The sequence below is a fragment of the Streptomyces sp. Y1 genome (assembly GCF_041053115.1).
GTDB lineage: Bacteria > Actinomycetota > Actinomycetes > Streptomycetales > Streptomycetaceae > Kitasatospora > Kitasatospora rubellomurina.
Genome location: NZ_CP163445.1, coordinates 4,381,931 through 4,407,248 on the forward strand (window position 1 = coordinate 4,381,931; position 25,318 = coordinate 4,407,248).

28 protein-coding genes are annotated in these 25,318 nt (G+C 73.3%); 18 read left to right on the top strand and 10 right to left on the bottom strand.

All coding sequences use genetic code 11. From position 1 onward, the window contains the following. The first annotated feature begins 49 nt into the window (after window positions 1-49). The 5 genes from AB2U05_RS18795 to hemB all read left to right on the top strand — a co-directional run bounded on the left by AB2U05_RS18795 (window position 50) and on the right by hemB (window position 6,133). Complete coding sequence (locus AB2U05_RS18795) at window positions 50-949, top strand: redox-sensing transcriptional repressor Rex (protein ID WP_208615499.1); 900 nt, start codon at window positions 50-52, stop codon at window positions 947-949. Between the two features lie 25 nt (window positions 950-974). Continuing rightward, complete coding sequence (locus AB2U05_RS18800) at window positions 975-2,315, top strand: glutamyl-tRNA reductase (protein WP_045699191.1); 1,341 nt, start codon at window positions 975-977, stop codon at window positions 2,313-2,315. A 41-nt stretch (window positions 2,316-2,356) separates the two neighbouring features. Beyond that, window positions 2,357-3,364, top strand: coding sequence for a hydroxymethylbilane synthase (hemC, locus tag AB2U05_RS18805; protein WP_045699189.1), 1,008 nt, complete (start codon window positions 2,357-2,359; stop codon window positions 3,362-3,364). 73 nt (window positions 3,365-3,437) lie between these two features. Next, window positions 3,438-5,090 carry a uroporphyrinogen-III synthase gene (locus AB2U05_RS18810; RefSeq protein ID WP_045699186.1) on the top strand — a complete coding sequence of 551 codons (1,653 nt, stop codon included), beginning with the start codon at window positions 3,438-3,440 and terminating at the stop codon, window positions 5,088-5,090. A 62-nt stretch (window positions 5,091-5,152) separates the two neighbouring features. Next, on the top strand, window positions 5,153-6,133 hold the full coding sequence (gene hemB, locus AB2U05_RS18815; protein WP_045709787.1) for a porphobilinogen synthase: 981 nt from the start codon (window positions 5,153-5,155) through the stop codon (window positions 6,131-6,133). A 93-nt stretch (window positions 6,134-6,226) separates the two neighbouring features. Here the strand turns inward: hemB and AB2U05_RS18820 are convergent, their stop codons facing one another. The 3 genes from AB2U05_RS18820 to AB2U05_RS18830 form a co-directional block, all read right to left on the bottom strand. Next, on the bottom strand, window positions 6,227-6,493 hold the full coding sequence (locus tag AB2U05_RS18820; RefSeq protein WP_045699176.1) for a hypothetical protein: 267 nt from the start codon (window positions 6,491-6,493) through the stop codon (window positions 6,227-6,229). Between the two features lie 213 nt (window positions 6,494-6,706). Continuing rightward, window positions 6,707-7,051, bottom strand: a complete 345-nt coding sequence (locus tag AB2U05_RS18825) for a hypothetical protein (RefSeq protein WP_031063479.1) — start codon at window positions 7,049-7,051, stop codon at window positions 6,707-6,709. Between the two features lie 78 nt (window positions 7,052-7,129). Further along, window positions 7,130-7,474: a hypothetical protein gene (locus AB2U05_RS18830; RefSeq protein WP_031063477.1), complete on the bottom strand. Its 345-nt coding sequence runs from the start codon at window positions 7,472-7,474 to the stop codon at window positions 7,130-7,132. A gap of 319 nt (window positions 7,475-7,793) precedes the next feature. Between AB2U05_RS18830 and AB2U05_RS18835 the strand changes: the two genes are divergently transcribed. After that, window positions 7,794-8,450, top strand: a complete 657-nt coding sequence (locus AB2U05_RS18835) for a hypothetical protein (RefSeq protein WP_045699175.1) — start codon at window positions 7,794-7,796, stop codon at window positions 8,448-8,450. A gap of 99 nt (window positions 8,451-8,549) precedes the next feature. Here AB2U05_RS18835 and AB2U05_RS18840 read toward each other — a convergent pair whose 3' ends face one another. The 4 genes from AB2U05_RS18840 to AB2U05_RS18855 form a co-directional block, all read right to left on the bottom strand. Then, window positions 8,550-8,939: a hypothetical protein gene (locus AB2U05_RS18840; RefSeq protein WP_052706500.1), complete on the bottom strand. Its 390-nt coding sequence runs from the start codon at window positions 8,937-8,939 to the stop codon at window positions 8,550-8,552. A gap of 116 nt (window positions 8,940-9,055) precedes the next feature. Continuing rightward, entirely contained in the window at window positions 9,056-9,325 is a 270-nt protein-coding gene (locus AB2U05_RS18845; protein ID WP_078860280.1) for a chaplin, read from the bottom strand. Window positions 9,326-9,434: 109 nt separating this feature from the next. Then, window positions 9,435-9,677: a chaplin gene (locus tag AB2U05_RS18850; RefSeq protein ID WP_045699173.1), complete on the bottom strand. Its 243-nt coding sequence runs from the start codon at window positions 9,675-9,677 to the stop codon at window positions 9,435-9,437. Window positions 9,678-9,911: 234 nt separating this feature from the next. Further along, window positions 9,912-10,166: a chaplin gene (locus tag AB2U05_RS18855; protein ID WP_045699171.1), complete on the bottom strand. Its 255-nt coding sequence runs from the start codon at window positions 10,164-10,166 to the stop codon at window positions 9,912-9,914. 232 nt (window positions 10,167-10,398) lie between these two features. On the opposite strand from AB2U05_RS18855, the gene AB2U05_RS18860 reads away from it, so the two are divergent. Continuing rightward, window positions 10,399-10,638: a chaplin gene (locus AB2U05_RS18860; RefSeq protein WP_045709789.1), complete on the top strand. Its 240-nt coding sequence runs from the start codon at window positions 10,399-10,401 to the stop codon at window positions 10,636-10,638. 228 nt (window positions 10,639-10,866) lie between these two features. After that, window positions 10,867-12,510, top strand: coding sequence for an RICIN domain-containing protein (locus tag AB2U05_RS18865; protein WP_369183803.1), 1,644 nt, complete (start codon window positions 10,867-10,869; stop codon window positions 12,508-12,510). A gap of 13 nt (window positions 12,511-12,523) precedes the next feature. Here the strand turns inward: AB2U05_RS18865 and AB2U05_RS18870 are convergent, their stop codons facing one another. After that, window positions 12,524-13,147, bottom strand: a complete 624-nt coding sequence (locus AB2U05_RS18870) for a DUF4291 domain-containing protein (RefSeq protein ID WP_045709790.1) — start codon at window positions 13,145-13,147, stop codon at window positions 12,524-12,526. Between the two features lie 152 nt (window positions 13,148-13,299). Between AB2U05_RS18870 and AB2U05_RS18875 the strand changes: the two genes are divergently transcribed. Both AB2U05_RS18875 and AB2U05_RS18880 read left to right on the top strand, forming a co-directional pair. Continuing rightward, the gene (locus AB2U05_RS18875) at window positions 13,300-14,571 is read left to right on the top strand and encodes a membrane protein (RefSeq protein WP_045699164.1); all 1,272 of its coding nucleotides are present in this window, start codon (window positions 13,300-13,302) and stop codon (window positions 14,569-14,571) included. Between the two features lie 63 nt (window positions 14,572-14,634). Then, a complete protein-coding gene (locus tag AB2U05_RS18880) occupies window positions 14,635-15,123 on the top strand; it encodes a MarR family winged helix-turn-helix transcriptional regulator (RefSeq protein WP_369183804.1) in 489 nt (162 codons plus the stop codon). Between the two features lie 46 nt (window positions 15,124-15,169). On the opposite strand, the gene AB2U05_RS18885 is transcribed toward AB2U05_RS18880, so the two are convergent. After that, window positions 15,170-15,652: a hypothetical protein gene (locus tag AB2U05_RS18885; RefSeq protein WP_078860278.1), complete on the bottom strand. Its 483-nt coding sequence runs from the start codon at window positions 15,650-15,652 to the stop codon at window positions 15,170-15,172. Window positions 15,653-16,118: 466 nt separating this feature from the next. On the opposite strand from AB2U05_RS18885, the gene hemL reads away from it, so the two are divergent. The 7 genes from hemL (at window position 16,119) to AB2U05_RS18920 (ending at window position 23,212) form a co-directional block, all read left to right on the top strand. Beyond that, on the top strand, window positions 16,119-17,447 hold the full coding sequence (gene hemL / locus AB2U05_RS18890; RefSeq protein WP_045699158.1) for a glutamate-1-semialdehyde 2,1-aminomutase: 1,329 nt from the start codon (window positions 16,119-16,121) through the stop codon (window positions 17,445-17,447). A 68-nt stretch (window positions 17,448-17,515) separates the two neighbouring features. Then, window positions 17,516-18,166: a histidine phosphatase family protein gene (locus AB2U05_RS18895; protein WP_045699244.1), complete on the top strand. Its 651-nt coding sequence runs from the start codon at window positions 17,516-17,518 to the stop codon at window positions 18,164-18,166. Between the two features lie 164 nt (window positions 18,167-18,330). Further along, window positions 18,331-18,939: a TlpA disulfide reductase family protein gene (locus AB2U05_RS18900; RefSeq protein ID WP_078860276.1), complete on the top strand. Its 609-nt coding sequence runs from the start codon at window positions 18,331-18,333 to the stop codon at window positions 18,937-18,939. Continuing rightward, window positions 18,936-19,733: a cytochrome c biogenesis CcdA family protein gene (locus AB2U05_RS18905; protein WP_078860274.1), complete on the top strand. Its 798-nt coding sequence runs from the start codon at window positions 18,936-18,938 to the stop codon at window positions 19,731-19,733. The genes AB2U05_RS18900 and AB2U05_RS18905 overlap by 4 nt, the downstream gene beginning before the upstream one ends. Window positions 19,734-19,735: 2 nt before the next feature. Next, a complete protein-coding gene (locus AB2U05_RS18910) occupies window positions 19,736-21,547 on the top strand; it encodes a cytochrome c biogenesis protein ResB (RefSeq protein WP_369183805.1) in 1,812 nt (603 codons plus the stop codon). Window positions 21,548-21,550: 3 nt separating this feature from the next. Continuing rightward, the gene (gene ccsB / locus AB2U05_RS18915) at window positions 21,551-22,681 is read left to right on the top strand and encodes a c-type cytochrome biogenesis protein CcsB (protein ID WP_369183806.1); all 1,131 of its coding nucleotides are present in this window, start codon (window positions 21,551-21,553) and stop codon (window positions 22,679-22,681) included. Between the two features lie 120 nt (window positions 22,682-22,801). Then, on the top strand, window positions 22,802-23,212 hold the full coding sequence (locus AB2U05_RS18920; RefSeq protein ID WP_369183807.1) for a hypothetical protein: 411 nt from the start codon (window positions 22,802-22,804) through the stop codon (window positions 23,210-23,212). Window positions 23,213-23,233: 21 nt separating this feature from the next. Here AB2U05_RS18920 and AB2U05_RS18925 read toward each other — a convergent pair whose 3' ends face one another. Further along, window positions 23,234-24,295 (bottom strand): ScbA/BarX family gamma-butyrolactone biosynthesis protein, encoded by a 1,062-nt coding sequence (locus AB2U05_RS18925; RefSeq protein ID WP_369183808.1) that lies wholly within the window; start codon window positions 24,293-24,295, stop codon window positions 23,234-23,236. 368 nt (window positions 24,296-24,663) lie between these two features. On the opposite strand from AB2U05_RS18925, the gene AB2U05_RS18930 reads away from it, so the two are divergent. Further along, entirely contained in the window at window positions 24,664-25,305 is a 642-nt protein-coding gene (locus AB2U05_RS18930) for a ScbR family autoregulator-binding transcription factor (protein WP_369183809.1), read from the top strand. The last annotated feature ends 13 nt before the right edge of the window (window positions 25,306-25,318 follow it).

The window sequence follows — 25,318 nt, forward strand, 5'->3', positions numbered from 1 at the left end:
CAAACGCATAGCCTGGCTGCCAAAGCCCAGCTTCACCCACAGGAGCACCGTGGCAATCGGCCGATCACCACAGAGCAGTTCGCAGGCGCCCGACCAGGGTGCCGCGCGCCGACCCTCGCGTGCCCGGGGCATCCCGGAGGCGACCGTCGCGCGCCTGCCCCTCTACCTGCGGGCGCTCACCGCGCTCTCCGAGCGCTCGGTGCCGACCGTCTCCTCCGAGGAGCTGGCCGCCGCGGCCGGCGTGAACTCGGCCAAGCTGCGCAAGGACTTCTCCTACCTCGGCTCCTACGGCACCCGAGGCGTCGGCTACGACGTCGAGTACCTGGTCTACCAGATCTCCCGCGAGCTGGGCCTCACCCAGGACTGGCCGGTCGTCATCGTCGGCATCGGGAACCTCGGCCACGCGCTCGCCAACTACGGCGGCTTCGCCTCCCGCGGCTTCCGGGTCGCCGCCCTGTTGGACGCCGACCCGAACGTGGTCGGTTCCACCGCGGCCGGCCTTCCGGTGCGGCACATGGACGAGCTGGAGTCGATCGTCGAGAGCCAGCATGTCTCCATCGGCGTGATCACCACCCCGCCCGGCGCCGCCCAGCAGGTCTGCGACCGGCTGGTGGAGGCCGGCGTCACCAGCATCCTGAACTTCGCCCCGACCGTGCTGACCGTCCCGGACGGCGTGGACGTGCGCAAGGTGGACCTCTCCATCGAGCTGCAGATCCTCGCCTTCCACGAGCAGCGCAAGGCCGGCGAGGAGCCGGACCGCACCGAGTCGGTGCTGGACCGCGCCCCCGGCCCGGTCCGGGCGGCCGCCGCCAAGCTGCGCCGCGCGGCCGGCGGCAACGGCAAGGGCCGCGGCACCGCCGAGGCGGTGGCCAAGGACCAGGCCGAGCAGGGCAAGGGCAAGCCCGCCAAGGGCGGCGACGGGGACCTCTCCGCGGTGATGCCCGCATGAACACGAACACCTGTGGGGGGCGGGCATGAGTCTTCTCGTCGTCGGACTGAGCCACCGGACGGCACCGGTGGGCGTGCTGGAGCGCGCCGCGCTCACCGGTGAGGTGCCGACCCGGCTGCTGCACGACGCGGCCTCGACCGCGACCGTCGCCGAGGCGGCGCTGCTCAACACCTGCAACCGGATCGAGCTGTACGCGGACGTCGACAAGTTCCACGCCGGCGTCGCCGAGCTGTCGCTGCTGCTGGCCCACCACAGCGGGGTGGACCTGGAGGAGCTGACCTCCCACCTGTACGTGCACTACGAGGACCGCGCCGTCCACCACCTGTTCTCGGTGGCCTGCGGCCTGGACTCGATGGTCGTCGGCGAGGGCCAGATCCTCGGCCAGCTGCGCGACGCCCTGGCCAAGGCCCAGGAGGAGCACACCGCCGGGCGCGGCCTGAACGAGCTGTTCCAGCAGGCGCTGCGGGTCGGCAAGCGGGCGCACAGCGAGACCGGCATCGACAAGGCCGGCCAGTCGCTGGTCACCTTCGGCCTGGAGCAGGTCGCGGCCGGCGCGGGCCCGATCGCGGGCAAGCGTGCGCTCGTGGTCGGCGCCGGCTCGATGAGCTCGCTGGCCGCCGCCACCCTGGTCCGCTCCGGCGTCACCGACCTGCTGATCGCCAACCGGACGGCGGCCCGCGCCGAGCGCCTGGTGGAGATCCTCGGCCCGGACGTGGCCCGCACCCTCGACCTCGCCAAGGTGCCCGAGGCCCTGGCCGACGTCGACCTGGTGATCTCCTGCACCGGCGCGGCCGGCGTGGTGGTCAAGGCCGAGGACGTGGCCGCCGCCGTCGCCCTGCGGACCTCCCCCGAGCCGCTCGCCCTGCTCGACCTCGCCATGCCGCGCGACGTCGACCACGCGGTGCACGAGCTCGACGGCGCCCTGCTCGTCGACCTGGAGAGCCTGTCCCACGCGCACGCCGCCACCCCCGGCGCCGGCGACGTCGACCAGGTCACCCGGATCGTCGCCGACGAGGTGACCGCCTTCGGCGCCGCCCAGCGCGCCGCCCGGATCGCGCCGACCGTGGTCGCGCTGCGGGCGATGGCCTCCGACGTGGTCGCCGCCGAGCTGGGCCGCCTGGAGTCCCGGCTGCCCGACCTGGACGAGCGCTCCCGCGCCGAGATCGGCCAGACCGTGCGCCGCGTCGTCGACAAGCTGCTGCACGCCCCGACCGTCCGGGTGAAGCAGCTGGCCGCCGAGCCCGGCGGCGCCTCCTACGCGGACGCCCTGCGCGAACTGTTCGACCTCGACCCGGCGGCCGTGCACGCCGTGTCGGGCACGCCAGTCGGCGGCCGGCCCCAGCCTTCCGGCGGGGGCACCAGATGAACCGTCAGCCATCCCACGAGTACCACCGGGACGATCACCTCATGAATGGTCAACCGCTCACCGAGCAGGCCCCGGGAGCCCGCGCCCTGCGGCTCGGCACCCGGCGCAGCGCGCTCGCCATGGCCCAGTCGGGCATGGTCGCCCGCGAGGTGACCAGGCTCACCGGCCGCCCCGTCGAGCTGGTCGAGATCACGACCTACGGCGACACCTCCCGGGAGGCGCTGGCACAGATCGGCGGCACCGGGGTCTTCGTCTCCGCGCTGCGCGAGGCGCTGCTGGCGGGTCGGATCGACTTCGCCGTGCACTCCCTCAAGGACCTGCCCACCGCCGCCCCCGAGGGCCTGGTGCTGGCCGCCGTCCCCGAGCGCGAGGACGTCCGGGACGCCCTGGTCGCGGCCGAGGGCCTGACCCTGGACGAGCTGGTGGAGAAGCTGGCGGGCGCCGGCCGCCACGCCCGGATCGGCACCGGCTCCCCGCGCCGGATGGCCCAGCTGAACGCCTGGGCCGCCGCCCGCGGCGACCGCCTGGAGACCGTCGCGATCCGCGGCAACGTGGACACCCGGATCGGCTACGTGGCCTCCGGCGAGCTGGACGCGGTGGTGCTGGCCACGGCCGGCCTGAACCGGCTCGGCCGCAGCGCCGAGATCTCCCAGCACCTCGACCCCGAGCTGATGATCCCGGCCCCAGGCCAGGGTGCGCTCGCCATCGAGTGCACCGCGGCGAACACGGAGCTGGCCGCCGCGCTCGCGGCCCTGGACCACGCCCCCACCCGGGTCGCCGTGGCCGCCGAGCGCGCCCTGCTGGCCGCCCTGGAGGCCGGTTGTTCGGCCCCGGTGGCCGCGCTGGCCGGCTGGGGCCCGGAGAACGAACTGCGGCTGGACGGTGTGGTCGGCAACCCCGACGGATCCGCCCTGCTGAAGATGTCCGCCAACGGTCCGATCGTCCTCGACGAGACCGCCGAGCAGCAGGCGCGGGCCCTCGGTCGCGCGCTGGCTGACCGGCTGCTCGCCGGGGGCGCGGCCACCCTGATGGGGGAGCGAGCCCGATGAGCGAGCGAAGCGAGCGAATCATGAAAATGTGCGCGTTTCGCGAAGAGACCGCCGAGCGCAGCGAGGTGGCCGCATGAGCCCCGCCGCCGCCACCGACGCCCTCTTCCCGGCCGGGCAGCCCGCCACCGGGCGGTGCACCTTCCTGGGCGCGGGCCCCGGGGACCCGGGCCTGCTGACCCTGCGCGCCGTCGAGGTGCTGGCCACCGCCGACGTCCTGGTCGCCGACCCGCTGACCGCCGTCGCCGTGCGCAGCCACTGCCCGTCCGGCGTCCAGGTGCACCACCCGTCCGCCGAGGGCGTCGACTTCGACCTGGCCAAGCTGGTCGCCGAGGCCGTCCGGTCCGGCAAGCACGTGGTCCGCACCGTCGACGGCGACCCCGGCCTGGACGGCTGCGCCGCCGAGGAGATGTTGAACTGCGCGAGCGACGGGATCGCCTTCGAGGTCGTCCCGGGCGTCGCCCAGTCGGTCGGCGTCCCCGCCTACGCGGGCGTGCCGCTGCGCGGCGCGGCCGGTGCCGACGTCCGCTTCGTCGAGGCCGCCGCGCTGCTGGCCGGCGGTCCGGTGGACCTGGGCGCGCCGGAGACCACCCTGGTGGTCCGCACCACCCTGGGCCAGCTGCCCGCCACCGCCAACGCGCTGGTCGCGGGCGGCCGCGCGGCGCACTCGGCGCTGAGCGCCACGCTCTCCGGCACCACGACCCGCCAGCGCACCTTCACCTCCACGCTGGCCGCGATCGCCGCCGACCTGAAGGCCGCCCGGGTGCTGCCCTCGCCGGTCTCGGCCCCGGTCGACCCGGCCACCGCGGTGATAGCCGTGGTGGGCGAGCAGGTCGCCCACCGCGCCTCGCACTCGTGGTTCGAGACCAAGCCGCTGTTCGGCTGGAACGTCCTGGTGCCGCGCACCAAGGAGCAGGCCCACGGCCTGTCCGAGCAGCTGCGCTCGTACGGCGCGGTGCCGCAGGAGGTGCCGACCATCGCGGTCGAGCCGCCGCGCACCCCGCAGCAGATGGAGCGGGCCATCAAGGGCCTGGTCACCGGCCGCTACGAGTGGATCGCCTTCACCTCGGTGAACGCCGTCCGCGCCGTCCGGGAGAAGTTCGAGGAGTACGGGCTGGACGCCCGCGCCTTCGCCGGGATCAAGGTCGCGGCGGTCGGCGAGACCACCGCGCAGGCCCTGGTGGACTTCGGCGTGAAGCCCGACCTGGTGCCCTCCGGCGAGCAGTCCGCGGCCGGCCTGCTGGAGGACTGGCCGCCGTACGACCCGGTCTTCGACCCGATCGACCGGGTGCTGCTGCCGCGCGCCGACATCGCCACCGAGACCCTGGTGGCCGGCCTGGTCGAGCTGGGCTGGGAGGTCGACGACGTGACGGCGTACCGGACGGTGCGCGCCTCGCCGCCGCCGGCCGAGACCCGCGAGGCGATCAAGGGCGGCGGCTTCGACGCGGTCCTGTTCACCTCGTCCTCGACGGTGCGCAACCTCGTCGGCATCGCCGGCAAGCCGCACAACGTCACGGTCATCGCCTGCATCGGCCCGGCCACCGCCAAGACCGCCGAGGAGCACGGCCTGCGGGTCGACGTGATGGCCCCCGCGCCGTCCGCGGCCGCACTCGCCCAGGCCCTGGCGGACTTCGGCGCCAAGCGCCGCGACACCGCGACGGCCGCGGGCGAGCCGGTCTACCGGCCCAGCGAGCGCCGTCCGGGTTCGCGCCGCAAGGCCGCCCGCTGAGACAAGGCCGGGGGCGGCGCCCGCCGCCCCCGGCGCTGCACAACCGTTCGGAGAGAGAAGCCGTGTCCGCTGAATTCCCGTTCGTTCGCCCCCGCCGGCTGCGCCAGAGCCCGGCGATGCGCCGCCTGGTCGCCGAGACCCGGCTGCACCCGGCGGAGCTGATCCTGCCGCTGTTCGTCCGCGAGGGCGTCCGCGAGCCGGTGCCGGTCACCTCGATGCCCGGGGTCGTCCAGCACACCCGGGACACCCTGCGCAAGGCCGTGGTGGAGGCGGCCGAGGCCGGCGTGGGCGGCGTGATGCTGTTCGGCGTCCCGCAGGTGCAGGACGCGACCGGCAGCGAGGGCACCAACCCGGACGGCATCCTGCAGCAGGCGATCCGGGACGTGGTCGCCGAGGTCGGCGACTCCGTGGTGATCATGTCCGACCTCTGCCTGGACGAGTACACCGACCACGGCCACTGCGGCGTGCTGGCCGCGGACGGCAGCGTGGACAACGACGCCACCCTGGAGCGCTACGCCGAGATGGCCCGGGTGCAGGCCGACGCGGGCGTCCACCTGGTCGGCCCGTCCGGCATGATGGACGGCCAGATCGCCGTGATCCGCAAGGCGCTGGACGAGTCCGGGCACCAGGACACCGGCATCCTCGCCTACACCGCCAAGTACGCCTCGGCGTTCTTCGGCCCGTTCCGGGAGGCGGTCGGCTCCTCGCTCAAGGGCGACCGCAAGGCCTACCAGCAGGACCCGGCGAACGCCCGCGAGGCGCTGCGCGAGCTGGAGCAGGACCTGGCCGAGGGCGCGGACATGGTGATGGTCAAGCCGGCCATGGCCTACCTGGACATCGTGCGCCAGGTCGCCGACGCCTCCCCGGTGCCGGTCTCCGCGTACCAGGTGTCCGGCGAGTACGCGATGGTCGAGGCGGCCGCCGCGAACGGCTGGATCGACCGCGAGCGGATGATCATGGAGACGCTCACCTCGATCCGCCGGGCCGGCGCCGAGCAGATCCTGACGTACTGGGCGGTCGAGGCCGCGCGGATGCTCAAGTAGCGGTTGCTCGCCCGCTCGGGCGGGCAAGCGGAAGGCCGGGCCCCTCGCCAGCGCGAGGGGCCCGGCCTTCCGCCGTGCCGGAGGTGCCTGCGGCTACTTCCAGCCGTTGACGTGGGCGAAGCCCTCGCCGCCGCCGACCAGGTGCTCGTCGTCGGCCGCGAAGCCGCCCATGCCGCCGGCGGCGGTGTGGGAGGTGTGGGCGATGCCCCAGCCCTCGGCGGCCGCGAACGGCTCGTCGGCGGCGGCGACGAACTGGCCGCCGCCCGCCAGGCCGACGTGGGCGAACGCCGGAGTGGCGACACCGGCGAGCGCCAGCGCCGCGGTGGCGGTCAGCGCGGCCTTGGCCAGCATGCTCTTCATGGAACTGCCCTCTCTCTCGGAGCGCCCGCACGAGCGCTCTTGACACGTGATCACACCCGGTCGTCCGGCCCCGGCGCCCACGCGCCGGCCGGGCGGCCGGTCACCCGGCCGGACCGCGCCCGTTCGGCGGCCCGGCCGGACGCCTCGTCACAAGCCCGGAGGGCCCGGGGAGACAGGTCTCCCCGGGCCCTCCGTCCGTGCCATGCGCCTTGATCAGCCGATCAGGTGCGAGACACCCGCGTCGCCCGAGGACTGGGTGTTCTGGCCGACGTTGCAGATCTGCTTCGGGGTGCTGTTCAGGACGGGCACCTCGACCGGAACCGCGACGCCGACGACGGCGACGGCGATGTTGTGGACCTCCGGCAGGCAGATGTTCGCGTTGTCCAGGGTGTGGAAGTTCGGGCTGCCGTTGCCGTGGGTGCCGGTCTGGTTGGTGCCGCCGTTGCCCTGGACGGAGGTGGCGGCGCCGTCCGAGTCGATGATGGCGGAAGCCGAGCCGGCGGACATCGCGATGGCGGCGGCGGCCAGGCCGGCGGCGGCGAGGGACTTCTTGATCATTTCCGGTTTTCCTCTCGAGGGGTGAATCGGGGAGCGATTCGAAGGTGGTTCAGAAAGTTCGGTGCGGCTGGGGGAGCGTCAGCCGACCAGGTGGGACACGCCGGCGTCGCCGTGGCTCTGGGTGCCCTGGCCCTGGGTGCAGTACTGCTTGCCGCCGCTGTTGGCGATCGGGACCTCGACCGGGACGGCCACGCCGAGCACACCCACGGCGATGTTGTGGATCTCCGGGAGGCAGACGTTCGCGTTGTCCAGGAAGTGGAAGTTCGGGCTGTTGTTCCCGACCGTGCCGGTGAAGTTGGTACCGCCGTTGCCCTCGATCGAGGCGGCGGCACCGTCCGCGTCACCGATCGCCGAGGCGGGCGCGGCGGCGGCGGCCAGCGCGGCGACGGCCAGGCCGGCGGCGGCGAAGGACTTCTGGATCATGGGGAGATCCCTTTCTGAAATGCTCTCTGGCTTCCGTGCGTACAACGCGTAGAACGCTCAGACCCGGTCTGCAGTCACTGACGTCCAGATCAAAGAATGACGGCACGGAAGGTTACGGGGATTTTTGAAAAGAGTCCGGGAGGCGCGTCCGAGGGTGGTTTCCGATCGGATTATTAGGCCGAACCGGTTAACGCCCGCAATCCGAACTCCTGGTCACTCGTTGAGGCAGTTTGCGTTCCGACTACGTTCCCGCAGCCGGAATGACCGGATCTTCGGTATGAACAGCTCTCCAGTACGGACAGGCAGAACGGTGAAAAGCATGAAGTTCTCCAAGCGGGCCGGCGCGATGCTGCTGGCGGTCGGTGCGGGCATGCTCGCCTCCCAGGGATCGGCCTCCGCCGCCCCGATGAGCCCCGACCAGGTCGGAGCCCTGGAGGACAAGCTGGCCACCCAGCAGGTCCCGGCGGACGTGCCGCTGGCTCCGCTGGGCAGCCACCTCCAGGCGGGCATCCCGACCTCGCTGGTCATGCCGCCGGTGCCCGGCCGCACCACCAGCAACGAGCTGATCCCGGACCACCTGGTGCCGCAGCTGAGCAGCGGCAAGGTCGGCCCGAGCGCCAAGGCCGAGCTGCCGCTCCCGCTGGTCGACAAGAGCGCCGACCTGGGCGAGGTGCTGCTGGAGGCCCCGACCACGCCGCTGCACGCCACCGCCCCCGGCCTGGCGGTCGGCAAGCCGCTCGCCCTCGCCCAGGACGGCACCGGCCAGCTCGCCGACGGCCGGCTCAAGGTGGACGAGCTGGACCCGCGGCTGGTCACCGGCGCCGTGCAGGCCGTGCCGGGGGCCACCGCCAGCCTGGGCAGCGACAACGACCGGATCTCGGTCACCGACAAGGTGAACGACCTGACCGAGACCGCCACCGCGACCACGACCGGCGTGGTCCAGCAGTCCGGGCTGACCGACCTCACCCAGCTCTGAGCCCTGCCCCGGGTGCGCCGAGGGCCCGGCACCCCCGCCGTGCGGACGGGTGCCGGGCCCTCGGGCGTGCCCCGGCCCGGTGCCGGGCCCGCCCGGCCCTCAGCCCGGCAGGGCGCCGGTGAGCCCGCCGACCAGCGGGAGGTCCTTGACGCCGCCGCCCGCGCTCAGCGGACCGGTCAGCGCACCGGTGCCGACCGGGGCCAGGCCCTGGTCCGGCTGGACGGTCGCGCCGTTGTTGAGCACGTCCGCGGTGGAGTTCGCCCAGGGGTCCAGCCGCAGGCTCTTGATCGGCGCGATGCCGTAGCCGAGGCCGGAGGTCGTCCCGTTCAGGGCCTGGCCGACGTCCGTCTTCGCCAGCGCGGCGGGGCCGCCCGCCGGGGCCGGTCCGGTGCCGGCGGCGGCCTGCGCGGTGCCGGCACCGAGCAGCACCACGGCGCCCACGGCGGCGGCCAGGCCGGCCGTGCCCTTCGTCGAGATCTTCGGAACCATGCGGATCACCCTTCGGTGGATCGGGGGTGCGGACGGTTGACCGTCCGGGGACGCCGAACTGCCCCCCGGCCGGTCGGTCGGGGGGCAGTTCGGCCGGAACTCGTGCCGATCGGGGATCAGCAGTTGTCGGCGGGCGGCGGGGGCAGCTCGACGTTGGCGCAGCTGTTGCCGAAGGCCGGGTTCAGCAGGCCGATCACGTTGATGGAGTTGCCGCACAGGTTGATCGGGACGTGGATCGGAACCTGGACCTGGTTGCCGGAGGCGACACCGGGGGAGCCGGCCGCGACGCCCTCGGCGCCCGAGCTGGCGGCGGCGGAGCCGGCCGCGCCCAGGACCAGGCCGGCAGCGGCGGCGGAGAGGACGGCGGCCTTCTTCATGTTCTGCATGGGGGTTGATCTCCTCGATCACATACTGGTGGAGCGTGCGGTGCCCCACAGCGCGGGGCACCGCACGGGCTCGGGGGAATCAGCTGTCGCCGGTGCGGCGACGGCCGGTTCAGCCGATGTTGGCGCAGTGGTTGCCGAACGCCGGGTTCAGGATGCCGATGACGTCGATGGAGTTGCCGCAGACGTTGACCGGGATGTGCACCGGGATCTGGATCTGGTTGCCGGAGAGCACACCGGGGGAGCCCGCGGCCACGCCCTGGGCGCCGGAGCTGGCGAACGCGCCGCCGGCGGCACCGAGGACCAGGCCGGTGGCGGCCAGGGACAGGGCGGCGGCCTTCTTGAAGTTACGCATGTCTTTCCTCCGATTTCTGCCCGACGGATGCGAAGTGTCGGGAGCCGGGCGAGCAGGAATGCCCGCCCGAGGGCTTCATGGATTGCCGTGATGGTCACTCCGGCGGCGTACACCGGCGTGTGTTCCGCCCATGGCTCGGGCGTGACGCAGCCGCCGCGTCGTCCCAGGCGCCGCGTCCGATTCCCGCACGGCCGGGAATGGGGTTCGGGCGACGGCGCGACCGGGAATTCCCGGTCAGGCGTTCAGGCAGTGATTGCCGAACGCCGGGTTCAGGAGGCCCGCGACGTCGACCGAATTGCCGCACAGGTTCACCGGAACGTGCACGGGCACGTCCAGCAGCGTGTTGCCCGACACCACGCCGGCGGAGCCGGCCGCGACACCCTCGGCGGACGCGCCGTGCAGGTGGTGGGCGGACGCGACGCCGGCACCGGCGGCGAGCAGAGCGGCGGTGGCCGCGGTGCCGGCGACGCCGTGGGCGAGCTTGCGCATGGGCGGTTTCTCGATTCGTCCGTAGGGGCCTGATGGATCGTGTTCCGCCAGGGAGAACGAGGGAGCGGGGGAGGGGAAACGGTCCGATCCACCGATCACCCGAATGCCGGTCACCCCGTCGTCGTTGCTCCACACGGGTGACGCTGCGCGCACCGTCGCAACCGGCCCGGACGGGTCTCGTTCTAGATGTCGCACTCCCCGTGCATCTCTGTTGAACAGTCAGGAGGCTCGTATGAGCATCAAGAAGACCGCCGCCGTCGGCGCGGCCGTGGTGGGCATCGTGGCCGCCGGCGCCGGCACCGCGATGGCCAGCTCCGGCGCCGAGGGTGTCGCCGCCGGTTCCCCCGGTGTCATCTCGGGCAACCAGGTTCAGATCCCGGTGCACATCCCGGTCAACCTGTGCGGCAACACCATCGACGTCGTCGGCCTGCTGAACCCGGCGTTCGGCAACCACTGCGCCAACGTGGGCTGACGCAGCACCCGGTTCGGCCGGTGCGAGCCGCCGTTCCGCGCTTCCCTCCTGGGGCGCGGGGCGGCGGCTCCTCGCCGTTCCCGTGCGTCAGCCGGTGCTGTCACAAGCCTTGTTGCACTACTTGTCAGTACCTAATGTGAGACCTGCTCACCTTCTTGCACCTCCTGCTCCGAGCCGCCCGGCGCCCCCCGGCCGGGCGGCTTCCCCACCCCCCGCAAGGAGTCGCGTGTGATCAGGTTCCGATCCCCGGCGGCGCTGCTCGCCGCCGGCGCCCTCGTCGCCGCCCTCGGCCTGGCCGGCGCCCCCGCCGCCCTCGCCGACACCAACCCCGCCCCCGCGCCGGCCCCCGGCGCCCGTCCGGCCGCGATCGTCGCCCTCGGCGACAGCGCCATCTCCGGCGAGGGCGCCGGCACCGACACCGGTGACGGGTACTTCCCGGAGACCGACAGCCCGACCAACTACTGCCACCGCCACCCCAAGTCGGAGATCTTCGTCACCGACATCCCCGGGGTCACCCCGATCGACCTGGCCTGCTCCGGCGCCCAGACCGGCGACCTGGTCAGCGACCCCGAGCTCGCGAAGGTCACCGGGTCCGGCAGCGGCGACTACGGCGAGCCCAAGCAGGACGTCAAGCTCGCGCAGGTGGCGGGCAGTTACGACGTCAAGATGGTCGTCGTGACGATCGGTGCCAACGACGACTTCGACTTCTCCGGCATCATGATGCACTGCCTCGCGCAGTACTTCCCGATCCCCAAGGACCAGGGCTGCCGGGACACCATCGGCAGCGACGAGATCCGCCGGCGGGCCAAGGCCGTCCAGCCCAAGGTGATCGCCGCGCTGCAGAACGTCCGGCAGACCATGCGCAACGCGGGCTACCAGGACTCCTCGTACCAGCTGGTCTACCAGTCGTACTTCAATCCGATCACCCCGGACATCCGGCGCAACGACTACGTCGGCAAGATCGCGGACGGCTGCCCGGCCTTCCCCGAGGACCTCGCCTGGGGTCACAACCTGGTGGTCCAGGCGTTCAGCGACATGCTCCGCGGCGCGGCCGAACAGGTGCCCGGCGTACGGTACCTGGACCAGCGGCGGGTCGCCTTCGGGCACGAGGTCTGCGCCGAGTGGACCAGTTCCCCGTACGAGTACAGCAACGGGGACGTGGTGAACCTCTCCGAGTGGGCCCGCAACGGCTGCGACTCGCAGATCGGCATCCCCGGCCTGTGCATGAACATGGTCCGCCAGTCGTACCACCTGCGGGTGGCCGGCTACCGCGGTGAGGGCGTCTGCCTCGGCCAGTTCTTCGCCAAGCCGGACCTCACCCAGGCCTACTGCACGCTCAACCAGCAGAACACCACGTCGATCCAGCCGCTCAGCCCCGGGAAGCCGTTCGGCGACGGCCCCGAGGACGGCGCCTGGTACCAGCTCACCAACGCGGCCACCGGCAACGCGCTCGACCTCACCGGCGGCGGCACCTACGGCGACTCGACCAACGGCCGGGCCGCCATCAGCTACCCGGTCACCGGCGGGCTCAACCAGTCCTTCGTCCTGGAGGCCAAGGCCGGCGGCAGCTACGAGCTGGACTTCAGCGGCAACCGCGGCATGTGCCTGGACGCCGACGCCGCGGCCACCGCGCCCGGCACCCGCGTCCAGCAGTGGGGCTGCAACGGCGGCGCCAACCAGCACTGGGTGTTCAAGCCGGCGGGCGACGGCACGTACCGGATCGCCGACTCCGCCGACCAGACCAAGGTGCTCGCCGCCACCGCCACCCTCGACGCCAAGGGCAACCCGTACGTCCAACTCGCCACCGACACCGGCGCCCCCAACCAGCTCTGGCAGCTGACCAAGCTCGGCATCGTCTACCTCCACGGCTGACGGCGCCCCCGGCCTACACCCCCGCCGCCGCCCCCACCCGGGCGGCGGCACTCGCCCGCACCGGATACGGCCCCTCCACCGGCACCACCCCCGCATCCCGCCCCGCCCGGACCCGCTCGGCGAGCGCGGTGACGTCCGTGATCCGCCGGATCCACTCGTCCGCGTAGCGCCGCACCGCCTCGCCGCGCAGCCCGATCTGGATCGTCCGCCAGGCCAGCGGCTCCAGGTTGAGGCCGCGCTCCGGGTCCCACTGCACCCGCACCGGGCTCTGCCGCAGCTCCCGCTTCCACGCCGCCCGCGACTCGTGCACCCGGCCGGTGTAGGCGCTCAGCACCGCGCGCTCCAGCGCCCAGTCGAAGCCCTCACGGCTGATCTCCAGGGCGAGCACCCGCTCCTGGCCGGGGCTGCGGCCCCAGTCGCTGCGGTGCATCATCCAGAGGAAGGACGGTTTGATCCAGGTCATCCGGTCCCGGTCGAACGCCTCGGGGAACCGCCCCTCGGCCGCCGCCGGCTCGGCGATCTCGGGCCCGAAGGCCTGGTAGACGGTGACGGTGTCGGCGGTGTGGACGGCCCGGATCTGCTGCTTCGGCGGGGTGCCCGCCGCGGTGTCCGCGGTCTGCGCGGCGGTGGTCTCCATGGCGGCATGGTCGCGGCCGCGGGCCCGGGGCGCCAGGGGATTTCGGGGGCCGGTGGGGGCGGGGGCGGCGGGGGTGTGTCGTAGGCTCTGCGGAACGTCGCTGCGCCGAAGCCGCGCGGACCCATGAGCGGGGCGGGGAGTACCGAGAGCAGATGAGCACGGCATCGAGCACCGAGTCGGCCGGCGCCGAGTCCGACGTGCCCGCGCAGGCGTCGACGGCAGGGCCGGAGGCCGCCGTGCCCGGGCGCTTCGGGGCGCTGGTGGACCGCTTCGCGCCCGCGCTCGGCGCGTACGCGGTGGTCAAGGCGATCGGCCTGACGGTCTTCCTGCTGCTGCTCTCGCACACCGGGGACTACCTGAAGAAGGACCCGGGCCGCGGCGGCGGCGCCCAGCCGTGGGACGTGCTGGGCACCTGGGACGGCGTCTGGTACCAGCGGATCGCCGAGAACGGGTACAACCCGCAGCTGATCCCGCTGCACGGCTTCCCGCTCGCCAGCTACTACGAGAACTCCAGCGCCTTCTTCCCGCTCTACCCGTGGCTGATGCGGCTGGTCGGGGCCGTCACCGGGCTCGGCCCGTACGGCTCCGGGATCGTCGTCTCGGTGCTGGCCTCGCTGGTCGCGGCGGCCGGGATCTTCGCGATCGCCGAGCGGCTCGGCGGCTTCCGGGCGGGCGTGATCGCCGCGGTGGTCTGGGGCCTGTTCCCCGGCTCGGGCGTGGAGTGGGCGGTCTACTCGGACTCGCTGTTCGTGGCGCTGTCCGCCTGGGCCTGCTACTGCGTGATGACCCGCCGCTGGCTGTCCGCCGGCCTGCTGACGCTGGTGGCGGGCCTCAACCGGCCGACCGCCGCCGCGCTGATCGCCGCCGTCTCGATCGCCGCGCTGGTCGCGCTGGTCCGCCGCACGGACGGGGTGGCCCGCCCGCTGACCGCGATGCTGATCACCCCGTGGGGCCTGATCGGCTACGTCGCCTGGGTCGGCTGGCGGATGGGCGACTGGGGCGGCTACTTCAAGCTCCAGCGCGGCGCCTGGAACCGCTACTTCGACTTCGGCGCCTCCACCGTCCGCACGATCATGGACGTGGTCACCGGCCACTGGACGTTCTGGCAGTCCAACCCGGCGCCCGACCTCATCGCGATCGCCCTGCTGATGGCCCTGCCGGGCCTGCTGGTGCTGCTGTGGCAGGCCCGCCCGCCGCTGGTGCTGTGGATCTACACGGCGCTGACCATCGCGACCGCGCTGAGCAGCAACCAGATCTTCGACAACATCTCCCGCTACCTGCTGCCGGCCTTCCCGCTGTTCATCGGCCTGGCGGTGGCCCTGCGCCGGGTGCGCACCTCGACCCTGGTCGGGCTGTTCGCGATGCCGGTGCTGGCGGCGGGCTGGTACGCGGGCTATGCGCTGTTCGAGCTGGGCATCCCGTAACCCCGGCGTTGGTTGGCTACGGGATCATCCGGCAGCGGACGGGCCGTTGCTAATCTCGGACGTATGACGACGACCCCGCCCGTGCGCCAGATCCGCGACATCTCCGGCCTGCTGGACCACGCGAGCCACGTGCTGGCGACCCGGATGGCGGCCGCCTTCACCGAGGTCGGGATCACCCCCCGCGCGTACTGCGTGCTGTTCCACGCGCAGGAGGCCGAGCGCACCCAGATCCAGCTGGCCGAGCTGGCGGACCTGGACAAGACCACCATGGTGGTCACCGTCGACGAGCTGGAGAAGGCGGGCCTGGCCGAGCGCCGCCCGTCCGCCACCGACCGCCGGGCCCGGATCATCTCGGTCACCGAGGCGGGCGGGCGCGCCGTCGCCCGGGGCACGGAGGTCGCCGACCGGGTGCACCGCGAAGTGCTGGAGGCGCTGCCGCAGCACGAGCAGGAGGTCTTCGTCTCCGCCCTGAGCCGCCTGGTCGACGGGCACCTCGCGGAGCCGGTCGAGAGCGAACGGATCGTCCGCCGCGCCCGTCGCCCCCGCTACTGACCGCCAGGAGCCGACGGCCCGTCAACTCGCCCCGGCCGGGCGACCGTCAGGGCCAGACCAGGCAGTACAGCTGGTGCCCGGCGTCGTGCAGCCGGTTCGCGAAGTCCTGCCACTCGTGCAGCATCGTGTAGATGACGAAGGCGTCGCGCGGCCCGCGCCGGTCCGGGACGGTCGACCAGATGAAGGCGGCGGCGCCGAGCTCGGTCTCGTCCGCCTTGCGCAGCGGCTCGACCACGTTGTGCGGGAGCTGGACGACCGCGTAGTCGGGGTGCAGGACGACGAGCTCCAGCGGCGGCACCTGGTGCAGCGGCACGCCCTGGATGCCGGTGAGGACCATGGCGCTCATGGTCTCCGGTTTGATCTTGGTGGACAGGTGGCCGTTGGGGGAGCCACTGGTCTCCATCAGGTCGCCGAGCCGCCCGAGCGAGCCGAGCTCGCCCGCGTCCAGGCCGAGGCCGCCGGGGCCGAGCGCCGTTGGGACCCGCGCGGCGGTGGCGCGGTCCGGTGCGCCGAAGTACTTGTACGTCACCCCCACGCGTCCTTCACCCCGCCTCTCGCCGCCTCGGCGACCACGTCCCGTACCCGCTCCCGTACCCCCGCGTGCGGCTTCGGCCGGCCTGCGGGAGCCCCCCGCGGCCTCGTCGTAGCCGTCCTGCGCCTCGGACACTCGGACCATCCTCACCGGAATTCGCCGGAATCGACAGACCCCCGCACGTCCGGCGTCCCTCCGGACGTGCTCCTTACCCGTCATGCGCCGTCGCGCCCACTCGCGGGCCCTACCCACTCGCGGCGCACAGCAGTCCTCTTCCACACCCCTGCACACAACCGGAGCGCTCGCGCACTCTGTGTACACAGTCTGACTGGTCCGTGCTCCGGAGCAGTCGGCGGCCCCGGCAGTACGGACTGTAAGGGCAACCGTACCGACAACGGTGCCCGGATCATCGTTCCAGATGATCGGGTCCGACATGCAGAGGGCAAGGACACGATTTGAGACCATGTCTTGCGTGAGCTACCCCTACGAAGCCCCCCAGTCCCAGTCGCTGTTCGAGCGCGCCTCCGTGGTGACGCCGGGCGGCGTCAACTCCCCGGTGCGCGCCTTCCGCGCGGTCGGCGGCACGCCGCGCTTCATGGTGTCCGGCACCGGCCCCTACCTCACCGACGCCGACGGCCGCGAGTACGTCGACCTGGTGTGCTCGTGGGGTCCGATGATCCTCGGTCACGCGCACCCCGCGGTGATCGACGCCGTGCAGGCCGCGGTCACCCGCGGCACCTCCTTCGGCACGCCCGGCCAGGGCGAGGTCGAGCTGGCCGAGGAGATCGTCGCCCGGGTCGCCCCGGTCGAGCAGGTCCGGCTGGTCTCCTCCGGCACCGAGGCCACCATGTCCGCGATCCGGCTGGCCCGCGGCTTCACCGGCCGCGCGAAGGTGGTCAAGTTCGCCGGCTGCTACCACGGTCACGTGGACGCGCTGCTGGCCGCCGCCGGTTCCGGCGTCGCCACCTTCGGCCTGCCGGACACCCCGGGCGTCACCGGCGCCCAGGCCGGCGACACCATCGTGCTGCCGTACAACGACCTCGCCGCCGTCGAGCGGGCCTTCGCCGCGCACCCGGGCGAGATCGCCTGCGTGATCACCGAGGCCTCGCCCGGCAACATGGGCGTCGTCCCGCCGCTGCCCGGCTTCAACGCGGGCCTGGCCCGGCTCTGCCGGGACAACGGCGCGCTGTTCGTCTCCGACGAGGTGATGACCGGCTTCCGCGTCTCCAAGGCCGGCTGGTACGGCCTGGAGGCCGCGCACGAGGGCTGGGCGCCGGACCTGCTGACCTTCGGCAAGGTCATGGGCGGCGGCTTCCCGGCGGCGGCCTTCGGCGGCCGCGCCGACGTGATGGCCCACCTCGCCCCGGCCGGCCCGGTCTACCAGGCGGGCACCCTGTCCGGGAACCCGATCGCCACCGCGGCGGGCCTGGCCCAGCTGCGCGGCTGCACCGACGAGGTGTACGCGACGGTCGACAAGGTCTCCGCCGAGATCTCCGGCCTGGTCTCCGCGGCGCTCGCCAAGGAGGGCGTCGCGCACCGCCTGCAGACCGCCGGGAACATGTTCTCGGTGTTCTTCACCGAGGCCGCCGTCACCAACTACGACGAGGCGAAGACCCAGGAGGCGTACCGTTTCACCGCCTTCTTCCACGCGATGCTGGCCGAGGGCGTCTACCTGCCGCCGTCCGCCTTCGAGTCCTGGTTCGTCTCGGCGGCCCACGACGAGCGGGCGATCGAGCGGATCGCCGCCGCCCTCCCGGCGGCCGCCCGCGCCGCTGCCGCCGCCACGGCGTGACCCCCACGAGCCCGAGCCCCAGGAGCAGTCGAGAAGTGAGTGCCAAGGAGATCACCGTCGTCCACGTGATGCGGCACGGTGAGGTGCACAACCCGGAGGGCGTCCTGTACGGGCGGCTGCCCGGCTACCACCTGTCCGAGCTCGGCCGGAAGATGGCCGAGCGGGTCGCCGAGGACCTGGCCGACCGGGACGTCACCCACGTGGTGGCCTCCCCGCTGGAGCGGGCCCAGGAGACCGCCGCCCCGATCGCCGAGGCACACGGCCTGGAGGTCGCCGAGGACGGGCGGCTGATCGAGGCGGAGAACATCTTCGAGGGCAAGACCTTCGGCGTCGGCGACGGCTCGCTGCGCAACCCCTCCTACTGGAAGTACCTGGTCAACCCGCTCAAGCCGTCCTGGGGCGAGCCGTACCTCGACCAGGCGGTGCGGATGATGGGCGCGATCGGCGCCGCCCGGGACGCCGCGCGCGGGCACGAGGCGGTGTGCGTCAGCCACCAGCTGCCGATCTGGATCCTGCGCTCCTTCGTCGAGCGCCGGCGGCTCTGGCACGACCCGCGCCGCCGGCAGTGCTCGCTGGCCTCGCTGACCAGCTTCACCTTCGAGGGCGACCGGATCGTCTCGGTCGGCTACCGCGAGCCGGCCCGCGACCTGCTGCCGGCCCACCTGGTGGGCAAGGGCGGCAAGGGCGACAAGCCGGTGGGCAAGAGCTTCGGCGCCTGACCCCTCCGGCGGGGCCGCGTAAGCGGTGGGTAAGTATGACCTCGGGCCGTCCGGTGAACGCCGGACGGCCCGGTTCCGTCGCAGGTCAGGCCGGGTGCGACGCGCAAGGGAGGACCCCGGCGAACCCGCCCCGGGCTCCATGCGAAACTTTTCACATGTCTGCCATGACGCGCCCCCGTCCCCGTGTCGCCGCCGCAGCCGCCGCCACCGCCGCCGCCGCTGCGCTCGCCCTCACCGGCTGCTCCTCCACGGGCTCCTCGGGCAGCGGCGCGGACCAGGTGGGCTTCGTCACCGTCAAGGGCACCAACGTCTCCAAGGCCGAGCCCGGCCACCGCCAGGACGCCCCCGACATCTCCGGCGAGACGCTGGAGGGCGGCCAGGTGAAGCTCTCCGACTACCGGGGCAAGGTCGTGGTGCTGAACGTCTGGGGCTCCTGGTGCGGCCCGTGCCGGGGCGAGGCGGACGACCTGGAGCGCGTCTGGACCAAGTACAAGGACCAGGGCGTGCAGTTCCTCGGGATCAACACCCGGGACTCGGAGAAGACCAACGCCGTCCGCTTCGAGCAGGAGAAGGGCGTCACCTACCCGAGCATCTTCGACCCGGCCGGCACCCAGCTGCTCAAGTTCCCCAAGGGCAGCCTCAACCCGCAGTCCATCCCGACCACGCTGATCGTCGACCGGGACGGCAAGCTGGCCGCCCGCGCGGTCGGCGGCACGGTGGACGACGCGCTGGAGTCGATCCTGCAGCCGGTGGTCGCGGAGCCGAAGCAGTGAGCGCCGGAGCAGTGAGCGCCGAACCCGCCGCACTGCACCTCGCCGACACCTTCACCACCGTCCAGAGCGGGGCGCTGCTGGCCGCCGCCCCGATCGCGCTCGCGGCCGGGCTGCTGTCCTTCTTCTCGCCCTGCGTGCTGCCGCTGGTGCCCGGCTACCTGTCGTACGTGACCGGCTTCTCCGCCGCCGACCTCGCCGACGCGCGCGGCACCCGGCGCGGCCGGATGCTGCTCGGGGCGCTGCTGTTCGTCCTCGGCTTCACCGCGGTGTTCGTCTCCGGCGGTGCGCTGTTCGGCCAGTTCGGGGACACCCTGCAGGAGCACAAGCGGGTCATCTCGATCGTGCTCGGCGGGGTGACCGTCCTGATGGGCCTGGCCTTCATGGGCCTCGTCCCCGGCCTGAGCATGCGTGAGGTGCGCTCGCACCGCCGCCCGGCGGTCGGGCTGCTCGGCGCCCCGCTGCTGGGCGTGGTGTTCGGCGTCGGCTGGACGCCCTGCATCGGCCCGACCATGTCCGCCGTCCAGAGCCTGGCGCTGAACCAGGCCGATGCGGCGCGCGGCGCCCTGCTGATGACCTTCTACTGCCTGGGCCTCGGCGTACCGTTCATCGTGGCCGCGCTGGCCTTCCGCCGGGCGCTGGGCGCCTTCGGCTGGGTCAAGCGGCACTACCCGCTCGTCATGCGGATCGGCGGCGGCATGCTCGTCGTGGTCGGTCTGCTGCTCGTCACCGGGGAATGGGACGTGCTGGTGAGCGACCTGCAGTCCTGGACCGCCGACTTCCAGATCGGAATCTGACCGTGAGCAAGACCACGACCGGGACCGACCTGCCGCCGGCACCGGACGACGTCGACACCGAGGCCGGCCCCGAGGCCGACGCCGACTCCGCGGCGGAGCGGCTGAGCACCGCGCCGGTCGAGTCCGACGGGCCGACCGGTATCGGCGTGCTCGGCTGGGCGCGCTGGATGTGGCGTCAGCTGACCTCGATGCGGGTCGCCCTGATCCTGCTCTTCCTGCTGTCGCTGGCCGCGATCCCGGGCTCGCTGATCCCGCAGAACGGCCAGGGCAGCCAGAACGCGATGAAGGTCGTGTCCTGGAAGGCGCAGCACACCACGCTCGCGCCGGTCTACGAGAAGCTGCAGCTGTTCGACGTCTACAGCTCGGTCTGGTTCTCCGCGATCTACATCCTGCTGTTCGTCTCGCTGGCCGGCTGCATCGTCCCGCGCACCTGGCAGTTCGTCGGCGTGCTGCGCGCCCGGCCGCCGGCGGCGCCGAGCAACCTGACCCGGATGCCGGTGTACGCGGCCTGGCGCACCGACGCGGACGCCGACGCGGTGAACGCCGCCGCGCACCGGCTGCTGCGCAAGCGCGGCTTCCGGGCGCACCTGTCCGGCGGCTCGGTGGCGGCCGAGAAGGGCTACCTGCGCGAGGTCGGCAACCTGGCCTTCCACCTGTCGCTGTTCGCGCTGCTCGGCGGCTTCGCCTGGGCCAGCCTGGCCTCCGGGACGGCCGGCAAGCTGATGGTCGAGGGCGAGGGCTACTCCAACACGATCACCCAGCTCGACGACTTCAGCGGCACCCGGTTCTACACCACCGACGACCTCGACCCGTTCTACCTGAAGCTGGACAGCTTCACCGCGCGCTTCCAGTCCACCGGTGCGCAGGTCGGCGCGGCCCGGCAGTTCACCGCGAACGTCGAGTACTCCGCCGGCAGCGACCCGACGCAGACCAAGACGGCCAAGATCGAGGTCAACCACCCGCTGGAGATCGGCGGCAGCAAGATCTACCTGATCGGCCACGGCTTCGCGCCGGTGGTCACCGTCCGCAACGGCAAGGGCGAGGTCGTCTACCAGGGCGCCACGCCGTTCCTGCCGCAGGACGCCAACCAGACCTCCACCGGCGTGGTGAAGGTCTCCGACTACGGCATCGGCCCGGACGGCAAGAAGACCCAGCTCGGCTTCAGCGGCAGCTTCCTGCCGACCGCCCCGGACAGCTTCGCGGGCACCGGCCCGATCTCGCTCTTCCCGGACGACGCCGCGCCGATGCTGGTGCTCAACGTGTACGCGGGCGACCTCGGCAACAACTCCGGCCGGCCGCAGAACATCTACCAGCTGGACACCAAGAACATGACCCAGCTGCAGCAGGACGACAAGCCGGCCGCCGCCCGGCTCAAGCCCGGGCAGGTCTGGGAGCTGCCGAGCGGCTACGGCACCCTCACCTTCGACGGCTACAAGCGCTTCGCCAGCTTCAACGTCTCGCACCGCCCGGGCAACGAGATCGCCCTGGCCGGCGGCGTGCTGGCGATCCTCGGTCTGATCGGCTCGCTGTTCCTGCAGCGCCGCCGGATCTGGGTGCGCGCGGTCGCCCTGCCGGGCGGCGGCACCCAGGTGGAGCTGGCCGGCCTGGCCCGCAGCGAGTCGGCGAAGATCGCCGAGGAGCTGGCCGAACTCGCGGTGGACCTCCAGGACGACGCCCCGGCCGCCGACGAGCCCGACGAGTCCGACGCCACCGTAGAGCCCGACGACACCGTAGAGCCCGACGAGACCGATGATCCCGAGGCCCCGTCCGCGCCCTCGGACCCCACCCCCGCCGACCAGAACTCCAAGGAGTAGACGGTGCACCTCGCTTCGGCGGTCGACCCACAGCTGGCCGACCTTTCCAACAAGCTGATCTATTCGGCGATGGTGGTCTACACGCTCGCCATGTTCGCCCACATGATCGAGTGGACCTTCGGCAGCAAGGGCGCCGTCGCCGTCCGCTCGAAGGAGCAGGCGGGCAGCCTGGCCGACACCGTCGCCGCGGCCGGGCCGAAGGGCGTCAAGAAGGTCACCGTCACGGTGGCCGGGGCCGGCGGCGGGACCACCACGCTGACCCGCACCGCCGTGGCCGGCGAGGGCGCGACGGTGGTCACCAGCGGCCGCGGCGCGGACGAGGTGGACGGCCCGGGCGCGGCCGGCACCAGCGAGCGGGCCGACCTGGCCGGCCGGATCGCCGTCTCGCTCACGGTGCTGGGCCTGCTGCTGCACGGCGGCGGCATCGTCTCCCGCGGCCTGTCGGTGTCCCGCTGGCCGTGGGGCAACATGTACGAGTTCTCCTGCGCGTTCGCCTTCTCGATGACGGCCGCCTACCTGGTGCTGCTGGCGGCCCGGAAGAACGTGCGCTGGCTCGGCCTGCCGGTCGTCGTGGCCGTGCTGCTGACCCTGGGCATCGCCACCACCACGCTGTACACCGACTCCGACCAGCTCGTCCCGGCGCTGCACTCGCCGTGGCTGGCGATCCACGTCTCCACCGCGATCTTCTGCGGCGGCGCGTTCTACGCGGCGTTCATCGCGACCCTGCTGTACCTCGGCAAGGACTCCTTCGAGAAGCGGATCGCGGCCGGCCTGACCACCGGCCCGCTGGGCACCTCGGCGTCGATCTGGCGCCGCCTGCCCGCCGCGTCCACCTTCGACAAGCTGTCCTACCGGATCAACGCCCTGGTCTTCCCGCTGTGGACGTTCACCATCATCGCGGGCGCGATCTGGGCCGAGGCGGCCTGGGGCAAGTACTGGGAGTGGGACCCGAAGGAGACCTGGTCGTTCGTCACCTGGGTCGCCTACGCCTGCTACCTGCACGCCCGTGCGACGGCCGGCTGGAAGGGGCGCAAGGCGGCCTACCTGGCGCTGGCGGCCTTCGCCTGCTGGCTCTTCAACTACTACGGCGTGAACATCTTCGTCACCGGCAAGCACTCCTACGCGGGGATCTGACCGGGGCGCACACCCACCGGCCCGGCTCTCCGCACATGGTTGGCCGGGCCGACGTGCGACAGGGGTAGGTCGTGCCGGCCGCCAGGCCGGTACGGGAGGGAACTGAGGAGGAATCGCGCAATGGAGTGCGACGAGGTCATGCTGACCGTCCGAATCACCGCCGGCGAGCACCTGCTGCTCCGCCGGCTCGCCCAGGGGCACCGCAGCGACGTGTCCGAGGTGGTCGCGGACGCCCTGCTGGACATCATCCCCACGCTCAGCGCGCCGGGGGACGCCTACCGGTTGCTCGGCGCCCTCGCGACGCCCGCGCCGTGCGCGCTGACGGTGTGGCTGCCGACCGCGCTGGCCGACCTGCTGGCGCCGGGGGCGGCCCGGATCGCGCAGGTCACCGACGTCCGGGTCGAGTCGGCGAGCGCGGCGCTCGGCGCGGCGCTGCGGCTCTGGCTGGCCCAGGACCCGGTCCGGCTGGCCGCCAACCTCAGCGTGATGCACGCCGGCCGGTCCTCGGCGGCCGCGCTCGCGGCGGCGTGACCGGAAGGAGCGCGGCGGGCCTCAGCTCGCGAGCGGGAGACGGACGGCGGGCACGCCGCGGCCGGGGGCCGCGGCGACCGGCCCGCCGACCGGCTCGGTGAGCAGCCGGCACTCGGCCGCCGTCCGCCCGTCCTGCACCAGCCGGACCACCACCGGCGCCCGGCGCACCCCGCCCGGCGCCGGCTCCCGGACGGCCCGGACGAGGCAGGGCCGGTCCAGCTCGATGTAGTGCTCGAAGGCCGTGACCAGCTCCACCGGCGTCACCGGCTCGGGGTGGCGCAGCCGCTGGGCGGCCTGCCGGGCGGCCTCCAGCACCAGCATCCCGGGCACGTGGTCCAGTGCGGGGTCGGCGAGCACCGGGTGCGCGGGGTCGGTGCGCAGCAGCCAGGTGTCCGGCCGCGGGGTGGGGCTGAGCACCACGTCGGCGGGCTGGGTCCGGCCGACGAGTCCGGGCGGGGCGGGCGCCGGCGGCGGGGCCGGTTCGGCGGGGTGCCGGACGGGGCCGCGCAGCCGGGCGTACCCGGCGGGGGTGGCGGCGCGCAGGCGGACGGAGCCGTGGCCGACCGGGTGGCCGTCCCGGCTGATCTCGGCGCTCACCCGCAGGGAGTCGAGCCGGCCGTGCCGCGTCCGGACGTCCTCGCAGCGGGCGGCGAGCATCAGCGAGGCCGGTCCGGTGGTGACGGCGAGGCCGGTCAGGCCGGGCTCGCCGAGCGTGTAGGAGAGGTCGGTGAGGGCGAGGTGGTGGTCGTGCGGGACGCCGAATCCGGCGTGGCCGATCAGCAGTCCGGCCTGCCGGACGGTCTCGGCCATCAGCACCGGGTCGTGGTAGCGGTCGCCGGGCAGCCGGTAGAAGCCGTGCAGCCGGGGCCACTGGGCGCCGAGCAGGAACTCGTGCGGGCCGGTGGCCTGCCAGCCGGTGAGCAGGACCTCGGAGACGCAGGCGCGGTGGACGAGGTGCCGGGAGACGGTCCGCTCGTGGAAGTCGTACCCGGGGCGGGGGCGGCCGACGTGGGCGGCCGGGCCGGGGGCGGCCGGGAGGAGGGCGTAGGGGTCGAGGGCGTCCGGCCCTACGATCGGCGGCATGACGGGCCCCCCGCTTCAGGGTGTCGGTCGAGCGGCCGCTGCGGACGCCCCGGGCAGAACATACCTACCACCCGGTATGTCCCGGCGGGTCGGGGTGGCTTCCGTCGCCGGCCCCCGCCCCGGAGCTCACCCTAGGGCCTCTGGGCTGCGGAAACACCGGTTCGACGGGTGGTTCCGACCTTGGGCGGGGGTCCGTCCCCGCTGGACGGCGGGGTCGACGGGGGCGATAGATTAGATACCTACCATGCGGTTTCGGCGGTGGCCGTCCGCATGCGGGGCGTCGCTCGCCGCAGGGGAGGCGGGGCGTGCCGACAGCAACCCGGGTGGGGCGGGGGCCGCGCCCGGTCGAGCGGAGGGGGCCGGGGGCAGTGGTCAAGCAGATGCGCGCGGAACGGACCAGGAACGCCGTCCTGCTCGCCGCGGCGGACACCTTCGCCAGCGTCGGATTCGAGGCCGCCAGCCTGGTCGACATCAGCCGCCGGGCCGGCGTCAGCAAGGGCGCCCTCTACTTCCACTACGTGTCCAAGCAGGCCCTCGCGGACGGCGTGCGCGCCGCCGCCGGGCGGCAGATCGGCTCGGCCGCGCTGCGCGCCCTGCGCGCCGGGGGCGGGCCGCTGCAGGGGTTGATCGACCTCACCCACGAGCTGGCCCGGCTGCTGCGCGAGGACGTGGTGGTCCGGGCGGGCGTCCGGCTCGGCCGGCGGGCCGTCCGCCGCGACGGCCCGGACGCCCCACCCGGCACCGACGCCCGGCCCGGCACCGATGCCACCTGGCGCGGTCTGGCCGCCGTGGTCCACCGCCTGCTGGCCCGCGCCGAGGCCGCCGGGGAGCTGTGCCCCGGGCTGGACCGGCGGGCCGCCGCCGACCTGCTCACGGCGCTGGCGGCCGGCCAGGTGCTGCTGTCCGGGGGCACGCCGGACCGGCTCGCGCCGGAGGCCGTCCGCCGGCTGTGGACGGCCGCGCTGCCCGCCCTGGTTCCGGTGGAGCGCCGGGTCGCCTACCAGGTCTGACGGCCTCCGGGAG

Excerpts from the sequence above, each read along its gene's own strand:
- AB2U05_RS18800 (WP_045699191.1), top strand. The coding sequence starts at position 975 with ATGAGTCTTCTCGTCGTCGGACTGAGCCACCGGACGGCACCGGTGGGC.
- hemC (WP_045699189.1), top strand. The coding sequence starts at position 2,357 with ATGAATGGTCAACCGCTCACCGAGCAGGCCCCGGGAGCCCGCGCCCTG.
- AB2U05_RS18810 (WP_045699186.1), top strand. The coding sequence starts at position 3,438 with ATGAGCCCCGCCGCCGCCACCGACGCCCTCTTCCCGGCCGGGCAGCCC.
- AB2U05_RS18820 (WP_045699176.1), bottom strand. The coding sequence starts at position 6,493 with ATGAAGAGCATGCTGGCCAAGGCCGCGCTGACCGCCACCGCGGCGCTG.
- AB2U05_RS18825 (WP_031063479.1), bottom strand. The coding sequence starts at position 7,051 with ATGATCAAGAAGTCCCTCGCCGCCGCCGGCCTGGCCGCCGCCGCCATC.
- AB2U05_RS18830 (WP_031063477.1), bottom strand. The coding sequence starts at position 7,474 with ATGATCCAGAAGTCCTTCGCCGCCGCCGGCCTGGCCGTCGCCGCGCTG.
- AB2U05_RS18835 (WP_045699175.1), top strand. The coding sequence starts at position 7,794 with ATGAAGTTCTCCAAGCGGGCCGGCGCGATGCTGCTGGCGGTCGGTGCG.
- AB2U05_RS18840 (WP_052706500.1), bottom strand. The coding sequence starts at position 8,939 with ATGGTTCCGAAGATCTCGACGAAGGGCACGGCCGGCCTGGCCGCCGCC.
- AB2U05_RS18845 (WP_078860280.1), bottom strand. The coding sequence starts at position 9,325 with ATGCAGAACATGAAGAAGGCCGCCGTCCTCTCCGCCGCCGCTGCCGGC.
- AB2U05_RS18850 (WP_045699173.1), bottom strand. The coding sequence starts at position 9,677 with ATGCGTAACTTCAAGAAGGCCGCCGCCCTGTCCCTGGCCGCCACCGGC.
- AB2U05_RS18855 (WP_045699171.1), bottom strand. The coding sequence starts at position 10,166 with ATGCGCAAGCTCGCCCACGGCGTCGCCGGCACCGCGGCCACCGCCGCT.
- AB2U05_RS18860 (WP_045709789.1), top strand. The coding sequence starts at position 10,399 with ATGAGCATCAAGAAGACCGCCGCCGTCGGCGCGGCCGTGGTGGGCATC.
- AB2U05_RS18870 (WP_045709790.1), bottom strand. The coding sequence starts at position 13,147 with ATGGAGACCACCGCCGCGCAGACCGCGGACACCGCGGCGGGCACCCCG.
- AB2U05_RS18875 (WP_045699164.1), top strand. The coding sequence starts at position 13,300 with ATGAGCACGGCATCGAGCACCGAGTCGGCCGGCGCCGAGTCCGACGTG.
- AB2U05_RS18880 (WP_369183804.1), top strand. The coding sequence starts at position 14,635 with ATGACGACGACCCCGCCCGTGCGCCAGATCCGCGACATCTCCGGCCTG.
- hemL (WP_045699158.1), top strand. The coding sequence starts at position 16,119 with ATGTCTTGCGTGAGCTACCCCTACGAAGCCCCCCAGTCCCAGTCGCTG.
- AB2U05_RS18895 (WP_045699244.1), top strand. The coding sequence starts at position 17,516 with ATGCGGCACGGTGAGGTGCACAACCCGGAGGGCGTCCTGTACGGGCGG.
- AB2U05_RS18900 (WP_078860276.1), top strand. The coding sequence starts at position 18,331 with ATGACGCGCCCCCGTCCCCGTGTCGCCGCCGCAGCCGCCGCCACCGCC.
- AB2U05_RS18920 (WP_369183807.1), top strand. The coding sequence starts at position 22,802 with ATGGAGTGCGACGAGGTCATGCTGACCGTCCGAATCACCGCCGGCGAG.
- AB2U05_RS18925 (WP_369183808.1), bottom strand. The coding sequence starts at position 24,295 with ATGCCGCCGATCGTAGGGCCGGACGCCCTCGACCCCTACGCCCTCCTC.